This is a genomic window from Kitasatospora sp. NPDC057738 (assembly GCF_042798815.1).
GTDB classification, from domain to species: Bacteria; Actinomycetota; Actinomycetes; order Streptomycetales; family Streptomycetaceae; genus Kitasatospora; species Kitasatospora lactacystinica.
Genome location: NZ_JBHVJT010000031.1, coordinates 51,648 through 70,725, shown reverse-complemented (window position 1 = coordinate 70,725; position 19,078 = coordinate 51,648). Strand labels below are relative to the sequence as shown.

The following is a 19,078-nucleotide window of genomic DNA, read 5'->3' as shown; positions in this document are numbered from 1 at the left end:
GGGGGGGGGGGGGGGGTGGGGGGGGGGGTGGGTGGTGGGGAGGGGGGGGGGGCGAGGGGGGTAGAACCGGGGGGCACCGGGGGGGGGCGGGGCCCCCCGCGCCGTCACGCGTCCACGACCTCCAGCCCGTACGCGGTCACGGCCTGGCGCAGCCCGCCCGGGTACCCGGCGAGCGCCGGGGTGAACTCCCAGTCCCCGGAGGGATCGCGGTCGAACCGGCCGAGCCGCATCGCGGTGTTGGTCTCCGCGCCGTCCGCCAGGTGCACCACGGCCGCGTCCTGCCCGGAGCCCGCCTCCAGGATCAGCGCCGGCCCGGCGAATCCGCCCATGGTGGCCCCGGGGTGGTTCTCGGTGTCGGCGGCGGCGATGACGACCAGCCGGTCGACCTCGGCGGGCAGCGCGTCGAAGTCGACCATCAGGCAGGCGTTCGCGTCGCCGTAGCCGGTCACCAGCCGCACCGAACCGTCGGGCGTCGAGCCGTTGTTGTAGAAGACCAGGTGGTCGTCGGAGAGCGCGGCGTTGCCCGTGCAGACCAGCGCGGCGATGTCGTACTCCTCCTCCCCGGTCCAGTGCAGGAGCAGCCGGGAGGGCTCGGTGGCCACCTCGATCGCGGGCAGGTCGTCCAGGGCGCCGGCCGTGGCGGAGGCCCCGTCCTGGGCGTCCGCGAACACCTCGTCGAAGCCGTGGTGCCTGAGCAGCCCGACCAGTTCGGAGCCGTTGATCAGGCTGATCGGCTTGCCCGCGACGAACTGGTGCGAGCTGGGGCCGAACTTGCTGGTGGTGACCAGGACGGCCTTGGTCGCGTCCCGGTCGTGCCGCAGCGTGCCGTACAGGTCCCGCACCGCGGAGGGCGTCACCGTGTCCCGGTACCGCTTCACCTGCACGATGACGTTGCCGCCCCGGAACGGGTCCGGGTCGATGCCGCGGACGTCCACGCCGCCGTCCCGCGACCGGGCGGTGAGCTCGACCTTCATGCCCATCGCCTCCATCAGCCGGCCGATGAGGCCCTCGAACTCGACCGGGTCCATCGCCAGCAGGAGTTGGAGTTCGCGGACGCGCCTGGCCATCCGGCCGCGGTTGGCGTTGGTGTCGTCGCGGAGGTGACGGAACAGCGCGCGCTGGGCGCGGCGTTCGTCGGCGTCGGGGTTGCTGAGGCGGTGGAGCTTCCGGCTCCGGGACATGGGCGTGCCCCCTCTTGCGTGGTGACGGTTGTTGCAGGCGTCACGGTAGGGGAATCGTGGACGAAGAACTGTCGGGCCGTCGGTTCCGCCGCACAATCGAGACCTGGGCCGATACGGGCCGCCGCCGCGGCAGGTGCGGGTGCGGGTCGAGGGCCCGGGCGCGGGCGGCGCGGGTGCCCGTCCGGGTCGGGGGCGTTCGCGCCGGAGGGTGGCGGCGCCGGTCGAACGGCGGGGGTGCTTTCGATGGCCGTCCGGACGGCGGACAATTCCCCCAGGAGCCGAGGAGGAGGCCGCGGTGGAGTTCGAGGTCATGATCGAGATCCCGCAGGGGTCGCGGAACAAGTACGTGATGGACTTCGCGGCGGGCCGGATCCGCCTGGACCGCACCCTCTTCACGGCCACCCGCTACCCGGCCGACTACGGCTTCGTCGAGGGCACCCTCGGCGGCGACGGCGAACCGCTGGACGCCCTGGTGCTCGGCGGCGAGCCGGCCGTCCCCGGCTGCGTGCGGACCTGCCGGGCGGTGGCCATGTGGGTGATGCGCGACGAGCGCGGCCCGGACCAGAAGGTGCTCTGCGTCCCGGCCCGCGACCCGCGCTACGCGGACCTGCGGGACATCGACGACCTGCGCGGGTTCGACCTGCTGGAGATCACCCACTTCTTCCTGGTCTACAAGGACCTGGAGCGCGGCAAGTCCGTCGAGGGCTCGCACTGGGCGGGGCGCGACGCCGCCTACGCCGAGATCGCCGAGTCGCGCGCCCGCGCGGTGGGCACCCGCTTCGCCGACCCGGTCTGAACGGGCGCCCGGGGGCGGGCCGGTGCGCCAGCGCCCCCCCGGACGGTCCGTCAGAGCCGGGCGGTGCTCAGGATCGCCCGCACCTCGTCGCCGATCGCGGCCTCGTTCCGCTCGAACTCCGGTGCGGTGAGCAGGTTCGGGTCGGCCGGCAGGCCGGTCAGGACCGGGGTGTGCAGATGGCCGCCGGGCAGGCCCGGGGCGAGGATCGTGCGCAGCCGGTTGGAGCGGTAGGCGACTTCGTTGGAGAGGTACCCGCCGCCGCCACCGGAGACCGCGCGGGAACCGGGGGTGGGGCCGTCCGGCCGGAACACGGGCGCAGTGGCGCCCGCCGGGATCTCGGTGACGAAGGTGTTGAGCAGCACCGGGTAGGGCTGCTGGACGGCCCTCATGGCGTCGGTCGGCAGGGTGGTGCGGACGAACTGCGGCCCGGGGGCCAGCCCCGGTGCGTCCACCGGGTGCTGGGTGGTGCCGCCGGAGAGCGCGGCGACGTTGTCGGTCGCCGGGTCGGCGGAGCGGGCGCGCCCGGCCCACTCCTCCAGGGTGAACTTGCCCGGGTAGCCCTGGCTGATGCTGGTGATCAGGTCGGCGGACTGCCGGCCCGGCCGCAGGTGCGGGGCGAAGGCGCGCTCCACGATCCCCCTGTCGAAGTCCCCGTAGCGCACCGGCAGCACGACCGCCCGGACCTCCGCGGTGCTGCCGTCGGCGAGCGTGATCCGCTGCCCGTGCAACTGCAGGACGGCCGAGCCGGAGGGGTTGGCGCGGCGCGGCTCGGTGTCCAGGCCGAACGGGTCGAAGCCGCTGACGAAGATCCGCCGGACGCCGCGGGCGGAGTCGAAGCCGTCGTCCAGACCGCGCGAGGCGTCCTCGAAACGGGACCGCAGCGCGGCGTGGTCGACGCCGAACCGGGGCTGCCAGCGGGCGAGCTGGACGGTCATGGCGAGCCTGGTCCAGTACAGCGGGCGGTCGTCCCGGGCGGGCAGTTCGCCGCTCGGCCGCCGGCCCTGGGCGCGGTCCAGTCCGGCCTGCCAGAGGGTCCGGCCCCAGGCGGTCACCACCCGCTCGGCCTGCCGGGCGTTGCGGGCCTCGCACAGGGCGGAGGGGAAGCCCCCGGGCAGCTCGCCCAGGCCGGAGCGCTCGGTGAAACCGGTCGTGCGGGCGTCCTGGAGGCGGGCCTGCTCGGCGTCCAGCGGCACCGTGGCGGAGGTGCGGCAGCCGGCCGGGGCGGCCTGGGCGGCGGCCGGGGCCAGCAGGGCGGCGAGCGTTCCGGTGAGCGCGGCGGCCAGTCCGGCGGCGCGGCGTAGATATGTCATGCCCGCTGACAATAGGTCCGGACCTGACGGCCCGCCAGAGTGCCGGCCCGGCGTCCCCGCTGCCGGGTGCTCCGCCCGTCCGGGGGAGCGGCCGCGCCCGCGCCCACCGCGGTGCTCCTCCGGCCGCCGCCGGGGCGCCCGGACGGTGTTCCGCCGCTGGTGGGGCGGTGCTCCGTCGCTGGTGGGGCGACGTTCCGGCCTTGACGGAAAACTGATGGTTCGACCGGGAACCGAGGCAACTTCTACAGCGTTGTCGTGGTCGAACAGCGGTACTCGTACGGTGGTGGAGGAGTTCCATGAGCGTGGCCCTGACGAAGGGCGGCAACGTCTCCCTGGGCAAGCGGGCCCCCGGGCTGGGGGTGGTCCGGGTGGGCCTCGGCTGGACGGCCGGAGCCGGGTACGACCTGGACGCCAGCGCGCTGCTCTGCGGGGCGGACGGGAAGGTCGCCTCGGACCAGCACTTCGTCTTCTTCAACAACCTGCAGAGCCCGGACGGCTCGGTCCGGCACCGGGGCGGGTCCGGCGGCGGCCCCGACCGCGAGCAGATCGAGGTCCGGCTCGCGGAGGTCTCCGCCGGGGTGGAGAAGATCGTCTTCGCGGTGGCGATCTACGACGCGGCGCAGCGGCGGCAGTCCTTCGGGCAGGTCCGCGGCGCCCACATCCGGGTCGCCGACCCGGACACCGGCGCCGAGGTGGCCCGGTACGACGTGGCGCCGGAGGCCGGCAGCGAGACGGCGATGGTGTTCGGCGAGCTGTACCGGCACGGCGCGGACTGGAAGTTCCGCGCGGTCGGGCAGGGGTACGCCGCGGGGCTCGCGGGCATCGCCGCCGACTTCGGCGTGGACGTCCTGCAGCCGGCACCCGCCGCCGCGCCCGCCCCGGTGAAGCCGCCGGTCGCCCCGCCCGTGCCGCCCGTGGCCCCGCTCGCGCCGCCGGTCGCGCCGCCCGTTCCGGTCGCGGCCGCGGTGCCGGCCGTGCTGCCCGCCGCCGTACCCGCCGTTCCGACGACCCCGCCAGGACCAGGGAGTTCCCCCGTGACGTGTTTCTTCGACCCCTCGCACGGCGCCGGCACCACGGCGGTGTACTGGTCGCCGCAGTGGGGCGTGCCGCGCCAGATCGAGGCCTGCGTGGCCTGCGCCCAGCGGGTGCAGACCAACGTGCCGCCGTTCTACACCCCGCAGCCGGCCGGCTACCCGCAGCCGGTCGGCTACCCGCAGCCGGTCCAGCAGCCGGTCCAGCAGGGCCAGCCGCAGGTGCCAGGCCAGCAGGCCCAGGGCGGGCGTCGCTTCGGCACCGGTGCGCTGATCGGCGCCGGCGCGGCCGGCCTGGTCGGCGGCGCGCTGCTGAACGAGGCCTTCGACGACGACCCGCAGGTCGTCGTCAACAACTACTACGAGGACGACGGCTTCTTCTAGGCCGTCGGACCGGAGTCCCGGAAGGGCCGTCGGGGCGTCCCCGGCGGCCCCCGCTGTCGGAGCGGTGCGCTTGAATGGCGCCGGAGTACCGTTCCGACCGGGGGAGACGCACCGATGACCACGACCGACGCCGAGCTGACGGCCGCCGTCCGGAACCCCGACGCGGCCTGGCTGGAGTCCTGCTTCGGCCCCGGCACGCTGTGGCGGCCCGAGCCCGCGGCGCTGCCCGAGCGGCTGACGTCGAAGGAGGCCCGGGCGTTCCTGAGCGAGGTCGGCGTGCCGGCCGTCGAACTGGAATTCCTCGGCTTCGACGCCACGAAGCTGCCCGAGCGCGGGATGTGGGAGGCGGACCTGGACGAGCTGTTCGGCGAGCGCACCCCGGACGACGACACCCCGCCGAGCAACTGGGGGTACTGCGTCGGCACGTTCGACGACCAGCACCTGATGGTGGCCGGCGACACCGGCGCCGTACGGATCTACGACCCGAACGGCTGGGACCACGGGAGCGGCTACGGCGGCCGGGCGGCCGACTCGCTGCCCGAGGTGATCGGCGCGCTGGGGCTGCTGGCCCGCCTGGAGGGCCGGATCCGCGGTGGGGACGCCAGGGCCGCGCTGGACGAGTTCGCCGCGCTGGTGGCCGCGGCGGGGCAGGGGCCGGAGGAGTCGGACCTCTGGGTGGGCCTGCTGGAGAACCTGCGCGAGGAGTACGAGGACCTGGACGAGGGCTGACGCCCCGGGCCCTTCCCGGCCCTTCCCGGCCCTTCCCGGCCCTTTCCGGGCCTTTCCGGGCCCACCCCGGCCCGCCCGGGCCCGACGGCCGCACAACGCTTCGGCGCTGTGCGGCCGTTCGCGTCCCTGGGGGCCGGCCGTTCGCGTCCGGGGCGTACCGGCCCTACGCGTCCCGGCGCCGGTACGCCCCGGCCCGGGCCGCCGCCTCGGCGGCCTCCGCCGCACGGTCGGCGGACGCCTCGTCCAGCGGCTCCGCGGTGGTGAGCATCCGGTAGTAGAGCGGCGCCGAGACCGCCCGGACGACCTCGGACCCGTCGGTGTCCGGCGGGAGTTCGCCGCGCTCGACGGCCGCGGTGACGCACGGCGCCCACTCCTCGACCCGGCGCCGGTAGAAGTGCCGCAGGGCCTCGGCCGCGTCCGGGTCGCAGGTCGCCGCCACGATGACGGCGCGGAAGAGCGCGCCCTGCCGCGGGTCGGCCAGGGTGCGCTGGACGAGCCGGGCGTTGGCCCGCAGGTCCCCGGCGAGGGAGCCGCTGTCGGTGCGCGGCAGCGACTGCTCGGCCATGTCCGCGAGCAGGTCCGCGACCAGGGCGGTGGTGCTGCCCCAGCGGCGGTAGACGGTGGTGCGGCCGACCTCGGCCCGCTGGGCGATGTCGCCGAGGTCGAGGCCGCTGAAGCCGTGCTCGACCAGGGCGTCCTCGGCGGCGCGCAGGACGGCGGCGCGGACCCGGGCGGTCCGGCCGCCGGGGCGGACCGTGCCGGGCGTGGAGGGCTCGGGCGTGGAGGGCTCGACGGCCATTAACGGGATTCCTGTTCCATTAGAAGTGCGGGGTCTGCTAGATTCAGGGCATCCTAACGGAACGGGAGTCCCATTAGGGGCTCCGAGGGGAGAACCGTCATGACCATCGCCACCGACATGGAGTACCGCAGGCTCGGCGCGTCCGGGCTGAAGGTGCCCGCCCTCAGTCTCGGCACCGGCACCTTCGGCGGCCGCGGCCCGCTGTTCGGCGCCTGGGGCACCACCGACGTCCAGGAGGCCCGTCGGCTGCTCGACATCGCCATCGACGCCGGTGTCACCCTCTTCGACACCGCCGACGTCTACTCCGACGGCGCCTCCGAGGAGGTGCTCGGCCAGGCGATCCGCGGCCGCCGCGACCAGGTGCTGATCTCCACCAAGGCCGGACTGCCCACCGGCGACGGCCCGCAGGACGCCGGAACCTCCCGCGCCCGGCTGGTGCGGAGCGTGGACGACGCGCTGCGCCGCCTCGGCACCGACCACCTGGACCTCTTCCAGCTGCACGCCTACGACGCCGGCACCCCGATCGAGGAGGTGCTCGCGACCCTGGAGGACCTGGTCCGGGCCGGCAAGATCCGCTACACCGGCGTCTCCAACTTCTCCGGCTGGCAGCTGATGAAGTCCCTCGCCCTCGCCGACCGGCACGGCCGCCCGCGGTACGCCGCCCACCAGGTCTACTACTCGCTCGTCGGCCGCGACTACGAGTGGGAGCTGATGCCGCTCGCCCGGGAGGAGGGCGTCGGGGCCCTGGTCTGGAGCCCGCTCGGCTGGGGCCGGCTCACCGGGAGGATCCGCCGCGGGCAGCCGCTCCCGGACGGCAGCCGGCTGCACGACACCGCCGACTACGGCCCGCCGGTGGAGGACGAGCTGCTGTACCGGGTGGTCGACGCGCTGGACGAGGTCGCCGCCGAGACCGGCCGCACCGTCCCCCAGGTGGCGATCAACTGGCTGCTGCGCCGTCCGACCGTCTCCTCGGTCATCATCGGCGCCCGCAACGAGGAGCAGCTGCGCCAGAACCTCGGCGCGGTCGGCTGGTCGCTGACGGAGGACCAGGTGGCCCGGCTGGACGCGGCGAGCACGCGCACCGCGCCGTACCCGTACTTCCCGTACCGCCGGCAGGAGGCCTTCGCCCGGCTCAACCCGCCCGTCGCGGGCTGAGCGGCCTCGCGGGCCGGGCGGCGCGGGGGCGAAGCGGTGCGCGAGCGGCGCGTGGGCCCCGGCCCGGGAGATGTCCGGGCCGGGGCCGGACCGGCTGCTGCGGGGCGGCGGTCGGCCCCACGCCGGTGGCTGCGGTGGTGGCTGCGGCGGCTGTGGCCGCGGCCCTCAGGCCTGCCGCCGGTGCCAGGCGGCGAGGAGTTCGGCCTCCCGCTCCGGGGTCAGGGCGTCCGGCAGGGGCTCGAACGGCCGGATGTCGCGGGCGGTCTCGGCCACCGGGCGGAGGGTCAGGCCGGTGGCGAGGGCGGCGGCCGGATCGGCGGTGCTGGTGGCGCGGATCTCCGGGGCGGCGGGCCACAGCGGCAGGGCGCGCTCCGGGACGCCGGCGGCGCGCAGGAAGTCCTCGGACACCCAGGTGAGGGTGGTGCCGGACGGGGCGACCGCGGCGGCGACGGCGTCCAGCAGGTCGCCCATGCCGAACGGCGGGGGCGTGGCGGCGTGGTAGGCGCCGCGGGCGCCCTGTGCGAGGAGGCCGAGCATCCAGGCGATGAGGTCGCGGACGTCGACCACCTGGAGCGGCGCGTCCGGCCGGCCGGGGGCGAGCACCTCGCCGCCCCGGGCGAGCCGCTGCACCCAGTGGTCGAAGCGGTGGGTGTAGTCGCGGGGGCCGATCACGTACGTCGGGCGGATCAGCAGCGTCTGCGGGCCGAAGGCCTCCCGGGCGGCGCGCTCGCACTGGACCTTGAGGACGCCGTAGCTCTCGGCGGTGACCTCCGCGGCCTCCGGGCCGTCGGCGGGGAGCAGCGGGGAGTCCTCGGCGAAGCCCGGGGCGGCCGGGGCGTCGTACACCGAGAGCGAGGAGACCAGCAGGTAGCGCCCGGCCGCGCCGGGATCGAGGGCGGCGGCCAACTCCCTTACCTGGCGCGGGAAGTAGGCGCAGAGGTCGACGGTGGCGTCCCAGCTGCGGCCGCGCAGCGCGGACAGGTCGGCGTCGCGGTCGGCGATCAGGTGGGTGGCGTCCGGGAGCAGCCCGGCGCCGGAACGGCCGCGGTGCAGCACCGTGACCTCGTGCCCGGCGGCCAGGGCCGCCTCGGCGAAATGGAAGCCGATGAAGCGGGTGCCGCCGATGACCAGAATGCGCATTCGGACATCGTGCCAGCCCGCCCCGCACCGGGGCCAATCGGTGCGCGATCGTTGCTCAAGTTGTGCGTGGGGTGGATGAGTCGGGGTGGATGTGCGGGGTTCCGGCGGGAAGCGTGTTCGACGGTCAACGGCGCGGGAGGTCGACGATCGTCGGCGGAGAGGCCTGGCCGGAAGGTCCCCGCTGGTCAGCCGGGTGCGGGCGGGGGTCGGCCGAACGGCCGCGACGGTCTCGTAACGCCTGATGACGGGTCAAAGTTCCTTGTTCCCCGGCGAACTTGTGTGAAGTCCCTTTAAGCTCCCGCTAACAATGGCGGCTTTCCGCCACTCTCGAACTCGCTCATGAGGTCGGGCGGCAGGCCCAACTTGACGATGAGAGCAGGGATGACGACGACAAGTGAACGAACCGCCGGTGCCGCGCGCGGCCCCGGCGGGCGGCGGACGGGCCCGCCCGGCCGCCGTGCCGCGGGCCTTCGCACCGCGGGCGGCGCGGTGACGCTGGCCGTGCTGGCCGGTTCCTGGTCCCTGGCGGCGGCCCCTCCGGCCTTCCCCCAGACCGGTGACGGTACGGTGGCGGTCCACGTGATCCGGGCCGTGGACACCGACGGTGTGTGGACGCCCGGGCTGGAATCGGGCATGGCGGGCGTGAAGGTGACGCTCACCGACGAGGCCGGGGTCTCCGTCGAGGGCACCACGGCGGCGGACGGCACGGTGACGCTGGCACCGGCCGCGAGCAAGCTGACCGGCGGCAAGTACCGGGTCCAGGTGGTGAATCCGAAGCCGGGCGTGCTCTACCCGGCCTTCGCCTCCCGCGAGGGCCTGGACGGCGGGGCGAACAAACTGAGCTCCAACGAGGAGTTCGTCGACCTCTCCGGCGGCAAGAAGGTGGAGATCACCACGGGGCTCTGGAGCCCGGGCGACTACTGCCAGAAGAACGCGCCGCTGGTGTCGACCTGTCAGAACCCGCCCCAGGACGGGGACGCCCAGCACACGCTGGTGTCCTTCCCGTACGAATCCCGCGGAACGGCCGGTACCGGCTTCACCCTGACCGACGTGGCCACGGCCGGGCAGACCGGAAACCTGTACGGCATCGCCTGGAACAAGGCCGACCGGCGGGTGTTCTCCTCGGCCCAGGCCAAGCGGACCACCGGCTACGGCCCCGGCGGCCCGGGCGGGATCTACGTCACCGACTGGGCGACGAAGAAGACCACGCTGTTCGCCACCGTCCCGGACGCGGGCACCACCCCGCACAGCCCGGGCAACGACGACGGCTTCCTGGCCGCGGTGGGCAAGGAGAGCCTCGGCGGCATCAAGATCACCGACGACGGCAAGGACCTCTTCGTCGTCAACCTGAACGACCGCAAGCTCTACCGCTACGACGCCACCGCGGCGACGGCGGCCGCGCCCAAGGCCGCCTACGCCATCCCGGACCCGGGCTGCCCGGCGCCGGGGGACTGGCGTCCGTACGGCCTCGGCATCCAGGACGGCACCGGCTTCCTCGGCGGCGTCTGCTCGGGCGAGTCCACCGGCAAGGCCTCGGACCTGCGCGCCGTGGTGCTGCCGTTCGACCTGTCCACGGGCGCGTTCAAGCCGGCCGTGCTGAACCAGCCGCTCGACTACCCGCGCGGCACCACGGTCGGCACCCCGTGCCCGGGCACCGCCTGGTTCCCGTGGCAGGACACCTTCCCGACCACCCAGAACGGCCAGGCCTGCGGGGCCAACTACCTGGCCAACCCCGAGCCGGCGGTCGCCGAGATCGCCTTCGAGACCGACGGCTCGATGCTGCTCGCCTTCCGGGACCGCTTCGGCGACCAGTCGGCGGCCAGCCCGACCGGCGGGGCGATGTCCAAGGTCCTGCCCGGCGGTGACCTCCTCAAGGCCTGCCCGGAGAACGGCACCTACGTGCTGGACACCAACCTGGGATGCGGGTCCAAGGCCCGGGGCCAGCGGTTCTTCGACAACGCCCGGATCGGCCACAACAACCCCGCCAACGCCGGGATGGCGTTCTCGAAGGCCGAGGACTCCATCGTGACCTCGGGCTACGACAGCGACAGCCAGGCCTTCGGTTACGGCAGCGCCTTCCAGAAGCGCGACGGCAAGGCGGACGGCGGCGTGCGGCTCAACACGGGCCCGGGCATCCCGCCGTTCGGCAAGGGCGCCGCGATGGGCGACCTGGAGGTGCTCTGCGACCAGGCTCCGCTCCAGATCGGCAACCGGGTCTGGTACGACCCCGAGCGCAGCGGCCTCCAACTGCCGGGCCAGAAGCCGGTTCCGGGTGCCACCGTCCACCTGTACGACGAGACGGGGAAGCTCGTCGGTACGACCAAGACGACCAAGCGCGGCGAGTACTACTTCGACGACAGCAACGTCGAGGGCGGCCTCAAGCCGAGGACCAAGTACACGATCAAGCTGGACAACCCGGCGGACTACGCCAAGGACGGCCCCCTCTTCCAGTGGGTGCCGACCGACCACGACGTCGGTGACAACCACTTCATCGACTCCAAGGGCATCGTTCCGAAGGACGGCAGGTTCCCGGAGCGGGCGCTGACCACCGGCGGCCCCGGCGAGAACGACCACACCTACGACTTCGGCTTCCGGCTGCAGGAGGGTGCGCTGCGCCTGGTCAAGCACGACCAGGACGGCAAGCCGCTGGCCGGCGCCAAGTTCCAGCTGTGGCACGAGACCAACGGGACCGACGGGCTCCAGCCGACCGGCGACAAGCCCGACACCAAGGTCGGTGAGCCCTGCACGACCGGCGCCGACGGCATCTGCCAGGGCACCGGCGTGCCGGGGACGTACTACTGGCAGGAGCTGAGCCCGCCGGACGGCTACGCGGCGCCGGAGGTCACCGTCCTCGGCCCGCTCAAGCTGACCTCGGCGAACCTCGACGCCGGTGTGGAGGTGACGGCCGTCAACAAGCTGATCCCCACCCCGACGCCGACCCCGACACCCACCCCGACCGAGACGCCGACCCCGGCGCCGACGTCGGCGGCTCCGGTGCCCCCGGCCCCGGTGCCCCCGGCGTCCGGGCACCTGCCCAACACCGGTGCGGGTGAAGGGATGCCGATCGTGTTGACCAGCGCGGCGGCGCTGATCGCCCTCGGCACCGCCACGGTGCTGATGGCCCGCAGGCGCAAGGCCGCCCGGCGCGGCTAGCCCCGCGCGGGGTGCGTGAAGGGGGCCCGGCAGCGGGCCCGATCGGGCGGGTTCGTGGGACCGTTGGTCCCCGGGCCCGCCCGACTGTTGTGTCCGACCGAGGAAAGGGAGCGGCTGCATGCCCCGCAGGACGAAGGCCGAAGGCCGCGGACCACGGCGGTCCCACTGGCTCAAGGCCCTGATCGCGATCGTGGTGTGCGGCGCCGCGGCGGGCGGCGTGGCCGTCTACCGGACGGTCTCCGACGAGGCCGTCGAACGCCCGGTGACCACCGACGAGGCCGGCCGGCTCGCCCTGTCGCGCCTGAACCTCTACCAGGCGAGCCCGGTGGCGGTGACGCTCACGGCCGAGGAGGGCGGGGGCGTCACCATCCGGGTCGACGGGGTCGTCGACTACCGCAACCACCGGGGGGTCGGCCGCTACCGGACCACCGGCGCGAGCGGACCGCTGGACCACGGCCTGATCGTCTGGGACACCGGCGGCCTCGGGCTGGCCCCCGACCGGGCCGGCACCGACACCGCCACCGCCCCCGCCACCGATGCCCCGGCCTGGCAGCAGGCCGAGCGCATCCCGCGCCAGGGCTGGTCACCGCGGACCTACACGGCGGACCCGCTGGACGCCGGACTGAACCTGCTGGTCCAGCTCGGCGCGGACCGCCCCGACAACCCGCTGCTGCTCGCCCAGTCCGGGGCCCGCTGGCTGGGCCGGGACCGGATCGACGGCAAGGGCTACGACCGCTTCGCCGGTCCGCGCGCCCAGGGCTCCGCGCCCGACGGCGCCCGCTCGCCGCTGACCTACTGGGTCGACGGCGACGGCGGGCTGCGCCGGGTGACGATGCGGATGCCGGGGCTGGGCACCCCCACCACCGTCGAGCTCACCGGACGGCAGGCGGACGCCAAGCTGCCCGAGGCCCCGTGGCTCACCGGCTGACCCGGCTGACCCGGTTGACGCCGCTGACCGGCTGACGGCTGACCGGCTGACGGCTGACCGGTTGACCCGGCCGGCCGGGCACGGCCGGGTACGGCCGGAAGCCCGCAGGACAGGGCGGTCAGCCGTACCAAAATCGTTGGTGAGGCAGCAATGGCTTCATCATCTTCCGTTCACCCGGACCCGGCTGCCAGCATCGGCGCACCGTCACCGCCCGAGGGAGTAGCCGATGAACCGCCCCCGTTCCCTGCGCTGTCTGGCCGCACTGTCCCTGGTCGTCCTGGCCGCCACCGCCTGCGGGCGCTCCGACCAGGGCGGCTCCCCGGCCGCCGGCGCGGCGCAGGCCGGACAGAACTCCGGGAAGAGCGCCGCCGAGCTGCTCCCGGCGAAGAACAAGCAGAGCGGCGTGCTCAGAGTGGCCACCTCCGTCGGCTACCCGCCGATGGAGATGTACAAGACCGGCACCACCGAGCTGACCGGGGTCGACCCGGACCTCGCCGCCGCCGTCGCCGGGAGGCTCGGGCTGAAGCTGGAGCTCGCCAACTCCTCCTTCGACGGCCTGATCCCCGGCCTCCAGGCCGGCCGCTACGACCTGGTGATGTCCTCCATGACGGACAGCGCGCAGCGCCGCCAGGCCGTCGACTTCGTCGACTACTTCCGCACCGGCGGCGTGATCATGACGAAGAAGGGCAACCCCGAGGGCATCAAGTCCATCGAGGACCTCTGCGGCAAGAAGGTGGTCCTCGCCAAGGGCAGCTCCAACCTGGAGATCGGCGAGCAGCAGAACGCCAAGTGCGCCACCAGGATGGCGATCTCGCAGAGCGAGGACGCCCCGACCGGGCTGCTCCAGCTGGACAGCGAGCGGGCCGTCGCCACGATCGTGGACTACCCGGTGGCGCAGATGTTCGTGCAGAACAGCGGCTCCTACGAGGTGCTGCCGGAGCAGTACGGCACCGCGCCGTGGGGCATCGCGGTCGCGAAGAAGGACGCCGGGCTGCGCGACGCGGTGCAGAAGGCGCTCCAGGAGCTGATCGAGAGCGGCGAGTACCGCAAGGTGCTGGACACCTACCAGGTCGGCGGCAGCGCGGTGGAGCGCGCCACCGTCAACGCGGCGCAGTGAGAACGGCGGCACCGACGAGATGAGCACCGACATGAGAGACCCCGGGATCCCCGCCGACCCCGCGACGCCCGCGCCCGCGACGCCCGCCCCGGCACCCCGAACGGCCGCCGCCGGCCCCGTCGACGACGACCTGACCTTCGAGGTGACCGGCCGGCCCCGCCCGGCACGCTGGTTCGCCGTGCTGGCGGCCGCCTTCGTCGCCGTCTGGCTCGCCTGGACCGTCATCGTCAACCCCAACCTGCACTGGGACATCGTCGCCAAGTACCAGTTCGACGGCGTGATCCTGGAAGGGCTCTGGGTGACGGTCCAACTCACCCTGATCTCCCAGGTGGTGGGCATCGTCATCGGCGTGGTGGCCGCGGTGATGCAACTGTCCGACAGCCCGGTGCTGCGGACCACCGCCGGCGCGTACACCTGGTTCTTCCGCGGCACCCCGCTGCTGGTCCAGCTGATCTTCTGGTTCAACCTGGCGCTGCTCTTCCCGGAGATCAGCATCGGCATCCCGTTCGACGGGCCCAAGCTGGTCAGCTGGCAGTCCAACACCCTGATCACCGGCTTCGTGGCGGCGCTGCTCGGCCTGTCGATCAACGAGGGCGCCTACATGTCCGAGATCGTCCGGGCCGGCATCCAGAGCGTCGACCCCGGGCAGCGCGAGGCGGGCGCCTCGCTGGGCATGTCCAACCGGCAGATCCTCACCCGGGTGGTGCTGCCGCAGGCGATGCGGGTGATCATCCCGCCGTTCGGCAACCAGTTCATCTCGATGCTGAAGACCACCTCGCTGGTCTCCGTCATCGCCGGCGCCGACCTGATGACCGTCTCTCAGCACCTCTACCTCGCCAACTTCGAGGTGATCGCGCTGCTGATCGTCGCGTCCATCTGGTACCTGGTGCTCACCACCATCGCGAGCGTCGCCCAGCACGCGGTGGAGCGGAGGTTCAACCCGGCCGGCGCCCCGCCGGCGCTGCACCGCCGAGTGCTGGCCAACCTGCGCCCCGGGCGCGGCGGAGCGGGAAAGCGCGTGAAGAAGGGGGAGGTCAAGTGACGACCACGGACCTGGGGAAGGCTGCCGCCGAGGTGGTCCTGTCGGCCCGGAAGGTACGCAAGCGGTTCGGGGAGCTGGAGGTGCTGCGCGGCATCGACCTGGAGGTCCGGGCGGGGGAGGTGCTCTGCGTGATCGGCCCCTCCGGCTCCGGCAAGTCCACCCTGCTGCGCTGCTTCAACCACCTGGAGAAGATCGACGCCGGGCGGATCGAGGTGGACGGCGAACCGGTCGGCTACGAGCCGTACGGCGCCTCCGGCAGCAGGCTGCGCGAGCGCCGGCCGCGCGACATCCGCCACCAGCGCGAGCGGATCGGCATGGTCTTCCAGCGCTTCCACCTCTTCCCGCACCGCACCGCGCTCCAGAACGTCATGGAGGGCCCGATCGCGGTCAAGGGCCGCCCCCGCGGGGAGGCCGAGCGCCGGGCCCGCGAACTGCTCGCCCGGGTCGGCCTGGCCGACCGCGCCGACCACTACCCGGCCCAGCTCTCCGGCGGCCAGCAGCAGCGGGTCGCGATCGCCCGGGCACTGGCCATGGAGCCGACCCTGATGCTCTTCGACGAGCCCACCTCCGCGCTCGACCCGGAGCTGGTCGGCGAGGTGCTCGGCGTGATGCGCGACCTCGCCCGCAGCGGCATGACGATGATCGTCGTCACCCACGAGATGGGCTTCGCCCGCGAGGTCGCCGACCGGGTCGTCTTCATGGACCAGGGCGCCGTCGTGGAGGCCGGCAGCCCGGCCGAGGTGTTCACCGCCCCGCGGCACGACCGCACCCGGGCCTTCCTCTCGACGGTGCTCTGATGGGAGCGATGGGACTGATGGGAGCGGACGTGACCACGACCCCGGTCGACCTGCTGCTGCGCGGCGCCACCCTGGTGGACGGCACCGGGGCGCCCGCCCGCCCGGCCGACCTCGCCGTCGCCGACGGCCGGGTCACCGTACTGCCGCCCGGCACCGCCGTGACCGCGGCCGAGACCCTGGACGTCACCGGGCGGGTCGTCACCCCCGGCTTCATCGACGTCCACACCCACTCGGACGCGCTCGCCGCCCCCTTCGGCGGCGGCACCCACACCGACGGCGACGCCCTGGACGAGCTGCGGCTGGCCCCGCTGCTCCAGGGCGTCACCACCGAGATCAGCGGCAACTGCGGGATCAGCCTGTTCCCGGCACTGCCCGGGCGGCTGCCCGAACTGGCCGAGCACCTGCGGGTCTCCTTCGGCCTCGGACCGGTGCTGCCCGCCGAGGACTTCGACGCCTTCGCCGCCGGCCAGCGGCCCGAACTGCGCCGCAACCACATCACCTCGCTGGTCGGCCACGGCACGCTGCGCGCCGGAGTGATGGGCTTCGAGGACCGCCCGCCCACCGACCAGGAGCTGGCCGCCATGTGCGGGCTGCTCGACCGGGCGCTGACCCAGGGCGCGGCCGGACTCTCCACCGGGCTGATCTACCCGCCCGGCGTCTACGCGGACACCGAGGAGATCGTGGCCCTGGCGAAGGTCGCCGCGCGGCACGGCAAGCCGTACGTGACGCACCTGCGCGACGAGATGTCCCAGGTGGAGAAGGCGCTGGAGGAGGCGCTGGAGATCGCGGTGCGCTCCGGCGCCCCGCTCCAGGTCTCCCACCACAAGACCGCCGGACGGCACGCCTGGGGCGCCACCCTGCGGACCCTGCCGCGCCTGGAGCAGGCCCGCGCCGAGGGCGTGGACGTGCTCTGCGACGTCTACCCGTACACCGCCGGCAGCACCGTGCTGCACGCGATGCTGCCGCCGTGGACCAGCGAGGGCGGGCCGGCCGCGCTGCTGGAGCGGCTGCGCAGCAAGGAGGTCCGGGACCGGATCCGGGCGGACATCGCGCACGGCGTCGAGGGCTGGGAGAACACCGTCGGCAACGGCGGCTGGGACCTGATCTCGGTGGCCGCCGCTCCCGCCCGCCGTACGGCCGAGGGCCGCCGGATCGCCGACCTGGCCGCCGAGCGCGGCGCCGACCCGGTGGACCTCGTCTGCGACCTGCTGCTGGAGGCGCAGGGCGAGGTGACCATCATCAGCCACTCGATGCGCGAGGACGACGTCCGCCGGGTGCTGGCCAGCCCGCTGTCGATGATCGGCTCGGACGGGGTGCCCAAACCCGGTCGCCCGCACCCCCGCTGGGCGGGCAGCTTCGCCCGGGTGCTCGGTCACTACGGGCGCGAGCAGGGGCTGCTGCCGCTGGAGCTCGCGGTGCACAAGATGACCGGCCTGCCCGCCGAACGGTTCCGGCTGGCCGGGCGCGGCGTGGTCCGGGACGGCGCCGTCGCGGACCTGGTGGTGCTCGACCCGGCCGCCGTCCTGGACGGCGCGACCTTCGAGCGGCCGCTGCTGCCGCCGGTGGGCGTGGAGACCGTCGTGGTGGCCGGGCGGGTCGCGGTGCGCGGCGGCCGGCCGACCGCGATCCGGGCCGGAGAGGTGGTGCGGGTCCGATGAGCCTCGCCCAGGTGGCCGCCGCCGCGCGCAGCTCCGCGGCCCTGCCGCTGACCCTCGCGGTGGCCGCCGTCGACGTGGACGCCGCCGAGGCGGACCGCGGAGTCGACGCCGGCGCGGTCGGGGTGGACGACACCGTCGTCCTGCCCGTCGCCAGCGCCTCCAAGCTGCTGCTGCTCGCCGAGGTCGCCCGGCGGCTGGAATCCGGGGAACTGACGGCCGGACATCCGGTGGAGATCCTCCCCGAGGACGTCACCGGCGGCACCGGCCTGCTCGGCCGGCTGAGCCGCCCCGACTGGACGGTGGAGGACCTGGCCTGGCTGACCGCCGCGGTCAGCGACAACACCGCCACCAACGCCCTGCTGCGGCTGGTCGGCCTGCCGGCCACCGCCCGGCTGGCGCGCGAGCTCGGACTGGAACGGCTCACCCTGCACGACCGGGTGCGCGACGAGCGCGGGCCGGACGTCCCGCCGGTCTTCGCCACCGGCACCGCCCGCGACCTGGCCCGGCTGGTGGCCCTCGCGGTCCGGGGCACCATGGCCGGCCCGGCCGCCTCGGCCCGGCTGCTCGGCTGGATGCGCGCCAACACCGACCACGGCCTGGTGCCCGCGCTGATCGACCACGACCCGTTCGCCCCCGGCTTCCCCGCGCCGCTGCCCGGCCGCCTGCTGGTCGCCAACAAGACCGGAACGGACACCGGGGTGCGGGCCGACGCGGGCGTCATCGTGGGCGCCCGCCGGGTGGCCTACGCGGTCGTCGCGCACTGGGACGTGGCGCTCGGGCCCAGCACCGAACGGGCCGCCGTGCACGCGATCCGGGACGTCGGCCGCGCCCTCGCGGCCTGGGCCCAGCGACCCGCCTGAGCCGAACCGCCCGAGCCGGTCGGCCGGTGGGCTCAACGGCCGGCCGGCTCAGGCCGTGGGGGAGCTCAGTCGCCCCACCGCATGTCCAGCAGCGACCTGATCTCCCCGGCGGCGGAGCCGAGTTCGGCGAGGAAGGCGCGCAGCACCGGATTGCGGTTGGTGGGCCGGGTGGCCACCCCGATCCGGCGGTGCAGCTGCGGATGGTCCAGCCGGCACACGTGCACCCCGGCGCTGTCGGCCAGGCCGAGCGCCGGGATCAGCGCGACGCCCATGCCGGCCCGCGCGAGGTTGATGGTCACCTGGTAGTGGTCGCTGCGGCAGCGCACCCGGGGACGGAACCCCTCGGCGGCGCAGGCGCGTTCGAGCACCGGTTCGCCGGTGCTGCCGCCGTGGGTGCCGATCCAGCTCTCGCCCTCCAGCTCGGCCAGCCGCACCACCGAGCGCCGCCCGAGCCGGTGCCGCAGCGGCACCACGACCAGCTGCGGCTCGTCGAAGTACATCCGCACGTCCACCGCCGCCCGGCGGCACCACGGGTCCAGCGGGTGCTCGAAGACGACGGCCGCGTCCAGCCGGCCGGCCTCCAGGTCCGGGACCAGCTCGTGCGGCTGGCCCATGATGAGCTCCAGCTCCACCTGCGGGTGCCCGGCGGCGAAGGCGGCCAGCGCCCGGGGCAGCAGGTCCAGCCCGGCGGAGGCGAAGAAGCCGATCCGCAGCACGCCGGCCGCGGCCTGGGCGTGCGCCCGCAGGTCGTCCTGGGCGACGGCCATCAGATCGGCGATCGCCTGGGCGTGCTCGGCCAGCCGGACACCCGCGGGCGTCAGGCGCAGGGACTGCGGGGCCCGTTCCACCAGCGCGACGCCCAGCTCCTGCTCCAGACGGGCGAGCTGGTGCGAGATGGCGGACGGGCTCAGGTGCAGGGCCTGTGCCGCGGCCACGATGGTGCCCCGGCGGGCGATCTCCAGGAGGACGTGCAGTCGGGCGCTGTTCAGCATCGGCCC

The 19,078-nt window shown here is 74.4% G+C and carries 16 protein-coding genes; 11 read left to right on the top strand and 5 right to left on the bottom strand.

From position 1 onward, the window contains the following. Positions 1 to 104 precede the first annotated feature (104 nt). Positions 105 to 1,181, bottom strand: a complete 1,077-nt coding sequence (locus ACFVGO_RS18840) for a restriction endonuclease (protein WP_380351086.1) — start codon at positions 1,179 to 1,181, stop codon at positions 105 to 107. Between the two features lie 295 nt (positions 1,182 to 1,476). Between ACFVGO_RS18840 and ACFVGO_RS18835 the strand changes: the two genes are divergently transcribed. Further along, entirely contained in the window at positions 1,477 to 1,977 is a 501-nt protein-coding gene (locus ACFVGO_RS18835; protein WP_359900243.1) for an inorganic diphosphatase, read from the top strand. A gap of 50 nt (positions 1,978 to 2,027) precedes the next feature. On the opposite strand, the gene ACFVGO_RS18830 is transcribed toward ACFVGO_RS18835, so the two are convergent. Next, positions 2,028 to 3,287, bottom strand: coding sequence for a pyroglutamyl peptidase (locus ACFVGO_RS18830; protein ID WP_359900245.1), 1,260 nt, complete (start codon positions 3,285 to 3,287; stop codon positions 2,028 to 2,030). Positions 3,288 to 3,583: 296 nt separating this feature from the next. Here ACFVGO_RS18830 and ACFVGO_RS18825 point away from each other — a divergent pair, with 296 nt between their 5' ends. Together ACFVGO_RS18825 and ACFVGO_RS18820 are read left to right on the top strand one after the other, a co-directional pair. Further along, positions 3,584 to 4,702, top strand: a complete 1,119-nt coding sequence (locus tag ACFVGO_RS18825) for a TerD family protein (RefSeq protein ID WP_380632938.1) — start codon at positions 3,584 to 3,586, stop codon at positions 4,700 to 4,702. A 114-nt stretch (positions 4,703 to 4,816) separates the two neighbouring features. Then, complete coding sequence (locus ACFVGO_RS18820; RefSeq protein WP_380632937.1) at positions 4,817 to 5,431, top strand: SUKH-4 family immunity protein; 615 nt, start codon at positions 4,817 to 4,819, stop codon at positions 5,429 to 5,431. Between the two features lie 163 nt (positions 5,432 to 5,594). Here ACFVGO_RS18820 and ACFVGO_RS18815 read toward each other — a convergent pair whose 3' ends face one another. Continuing rightward, the gene (locus ACFVGO_RS18815; RefSeq protein ID WP_359900251.1) at positions 5,595 to 6,230 is read right to left on the bottom strand and encodes a TetR/AcrR family transcriptional regulator; all 636 of its coding nucleotides are present in this window, start codon (positions 6,228 to 6,230) and stop codon (positions 5,595 to 5,597) included. A 117-nt stretch (positions 6,231 to 6,347) separates the two neighbouring features. On the opposite strand from ACFVGO_RS18815, the gene ACFVGO_RS18810 reads away from it, so the two are divergent. Then, the gene (locus ACFVGO_RS18810; RefSeq protein ID WP_359900365.1) at positions 6,348 to 7,385 is read left to right on the top strand and encodes an aldo/keto reductase; all 1,038 of its coding nucleotides are present in this window, start codon (positions 6,348 to 6,350) and stop codon (positions 7,383 to 7,385) included. Between the two features lie 165 nt (positions 7,386 to 7,550). Here the strand turns inward: ACFVGO_RS18810 and ACFVGO_RS18805 are convergent, their stop codons facing one another. After that, positions 7,551 to 8,525 carry an NAD-dependent epimerase/dehydratase family protein gene (locus ACFVGO_RS18805; RefSeq protein WP_380632936.1) on the bottom strand — a complete coding sequence of 325 codons (975 nt, stop codon included), beginning with the start codon at positions 8,523 to 8,525 and terminating at the stop codon, positions 7,551 to 7,553. Positions 8,526 to 8,906: 381 nt separating this feature from the next. Here ACFVGO_RS18805 and ACFVGO_RS18800 point away from each other — a divergent pair, with 381 nt between their 5' ends. From ACFVGO_RS18800 to ACFVGO_RS18770, 7 genes are all read left to right on the top strand, one after another. Continuing rightward, positions 8,907 to 11,678, top strand: a complete 2,772-nt coding sequence (locus ACFVGO_RS18800; protein WP_380351092.1) for an SdrD B-like domain-containing protein — start codon at positions 8,907 to 8,909, stop codon at positions 11,676 to 11,678. Positions 11,679 to 11,796: 118 nt separating this feature from the next. Further along, positions 11,797 to 12,606 carry a hypothetical protein gene (locus ACFVGO_RS18795; RefSeq protein WP_359900257.1) on the top strand — a complete coding sequence of 270 codons (810 nt, stop codon included), beginning with the start codon at positions 11,797 to 11,799 and terminating at the stop codon, positions 12,604 to 12,606. A gap of 226 nt (positions 12,607 to 12,832) precedes the next feature. Then, positions 12,833 to 13,723, top strand: coding sequence for an ABC transporter substrate-binding protein (locus ACFVGO_RS18790; protein ID WP_359900259.1), 891 nt, complete (start codon positions 12,833 to 12,835; stop codon positions 13,721 to 13,723). A 31-nt stretch (positions 13,724 to 13,754) separates the two neighbouring features. Beyond that, positions 13,755 to 14,765, top strand: coding sequence for an amino acid ABC transporter permease (locus ACFVGO_RS18785; RefSeq protein ID WP_380632933.1), 1,011 nt, complete (start codon positions 13,755 to 13,757; stop codon positions 14,763 to 14,765). Next, positions 14,762 to 15,562, top strand: a complete 801-nt coding sequence (locus ACFVGO_RS18780) for an amino acid ABC transporter ATP-binding protein (RefSeq protein ID WP_380632931.1) — start codon at positions 14,762 to 14,764, stop codon at positions 15,560 to 15,562. The genes ACFVGO_RS18785 and ACFVGO_RS18780 overlap by 4 nt, the downstream gene beginning before the upstream one ends. A 29-nt stretch (positions 15,563 to 15,591) precedes the next feature. Then, entirely contained in the window at positions 15,592 to 17,220 is a 1,629-nt protein-coding gene (locus tag ACFVGO_RS18775) for a D-aminoacylase (protein WP_359900263.1), read from the top strand. Continuing rightward, complete coding sequence (locus ACFVGO_RS18770) at positions 17,217 to 18,080, top strand: serine hydrolase (protein ID WP_380632929.1); 864 nt, start codon at positions 17,217 to 17,219, stop codon at positions 18,078 to 18,080. The genes ACFVGO_RS18775 and ACFVGO_RS18770 overlap by 4 nt, the downstream gene beginning before the upstream one ends. A 65-nt stretch (positions 18,081 to 18,145) precedes the next feature. Here ACFVGO_RS18770 and ACFVGO_RS18765 read toward each other — a convergent pair whose 3' ends face one another. Continuing rightward, positions 18,146 to 19,072: a LysR substrate-binding domain-containing protein gene (locus ACFVGO_RS18765; protein WP_359900267.1), complete on the bottom strand. Its 927-nt coding sequence runs from the start codon at positions 19,070 to 19,072 to the stop codon at positions 18,146 to 18,148. Positions 19,073 to 19,078 lie beyond the last annotated feature (6 nt).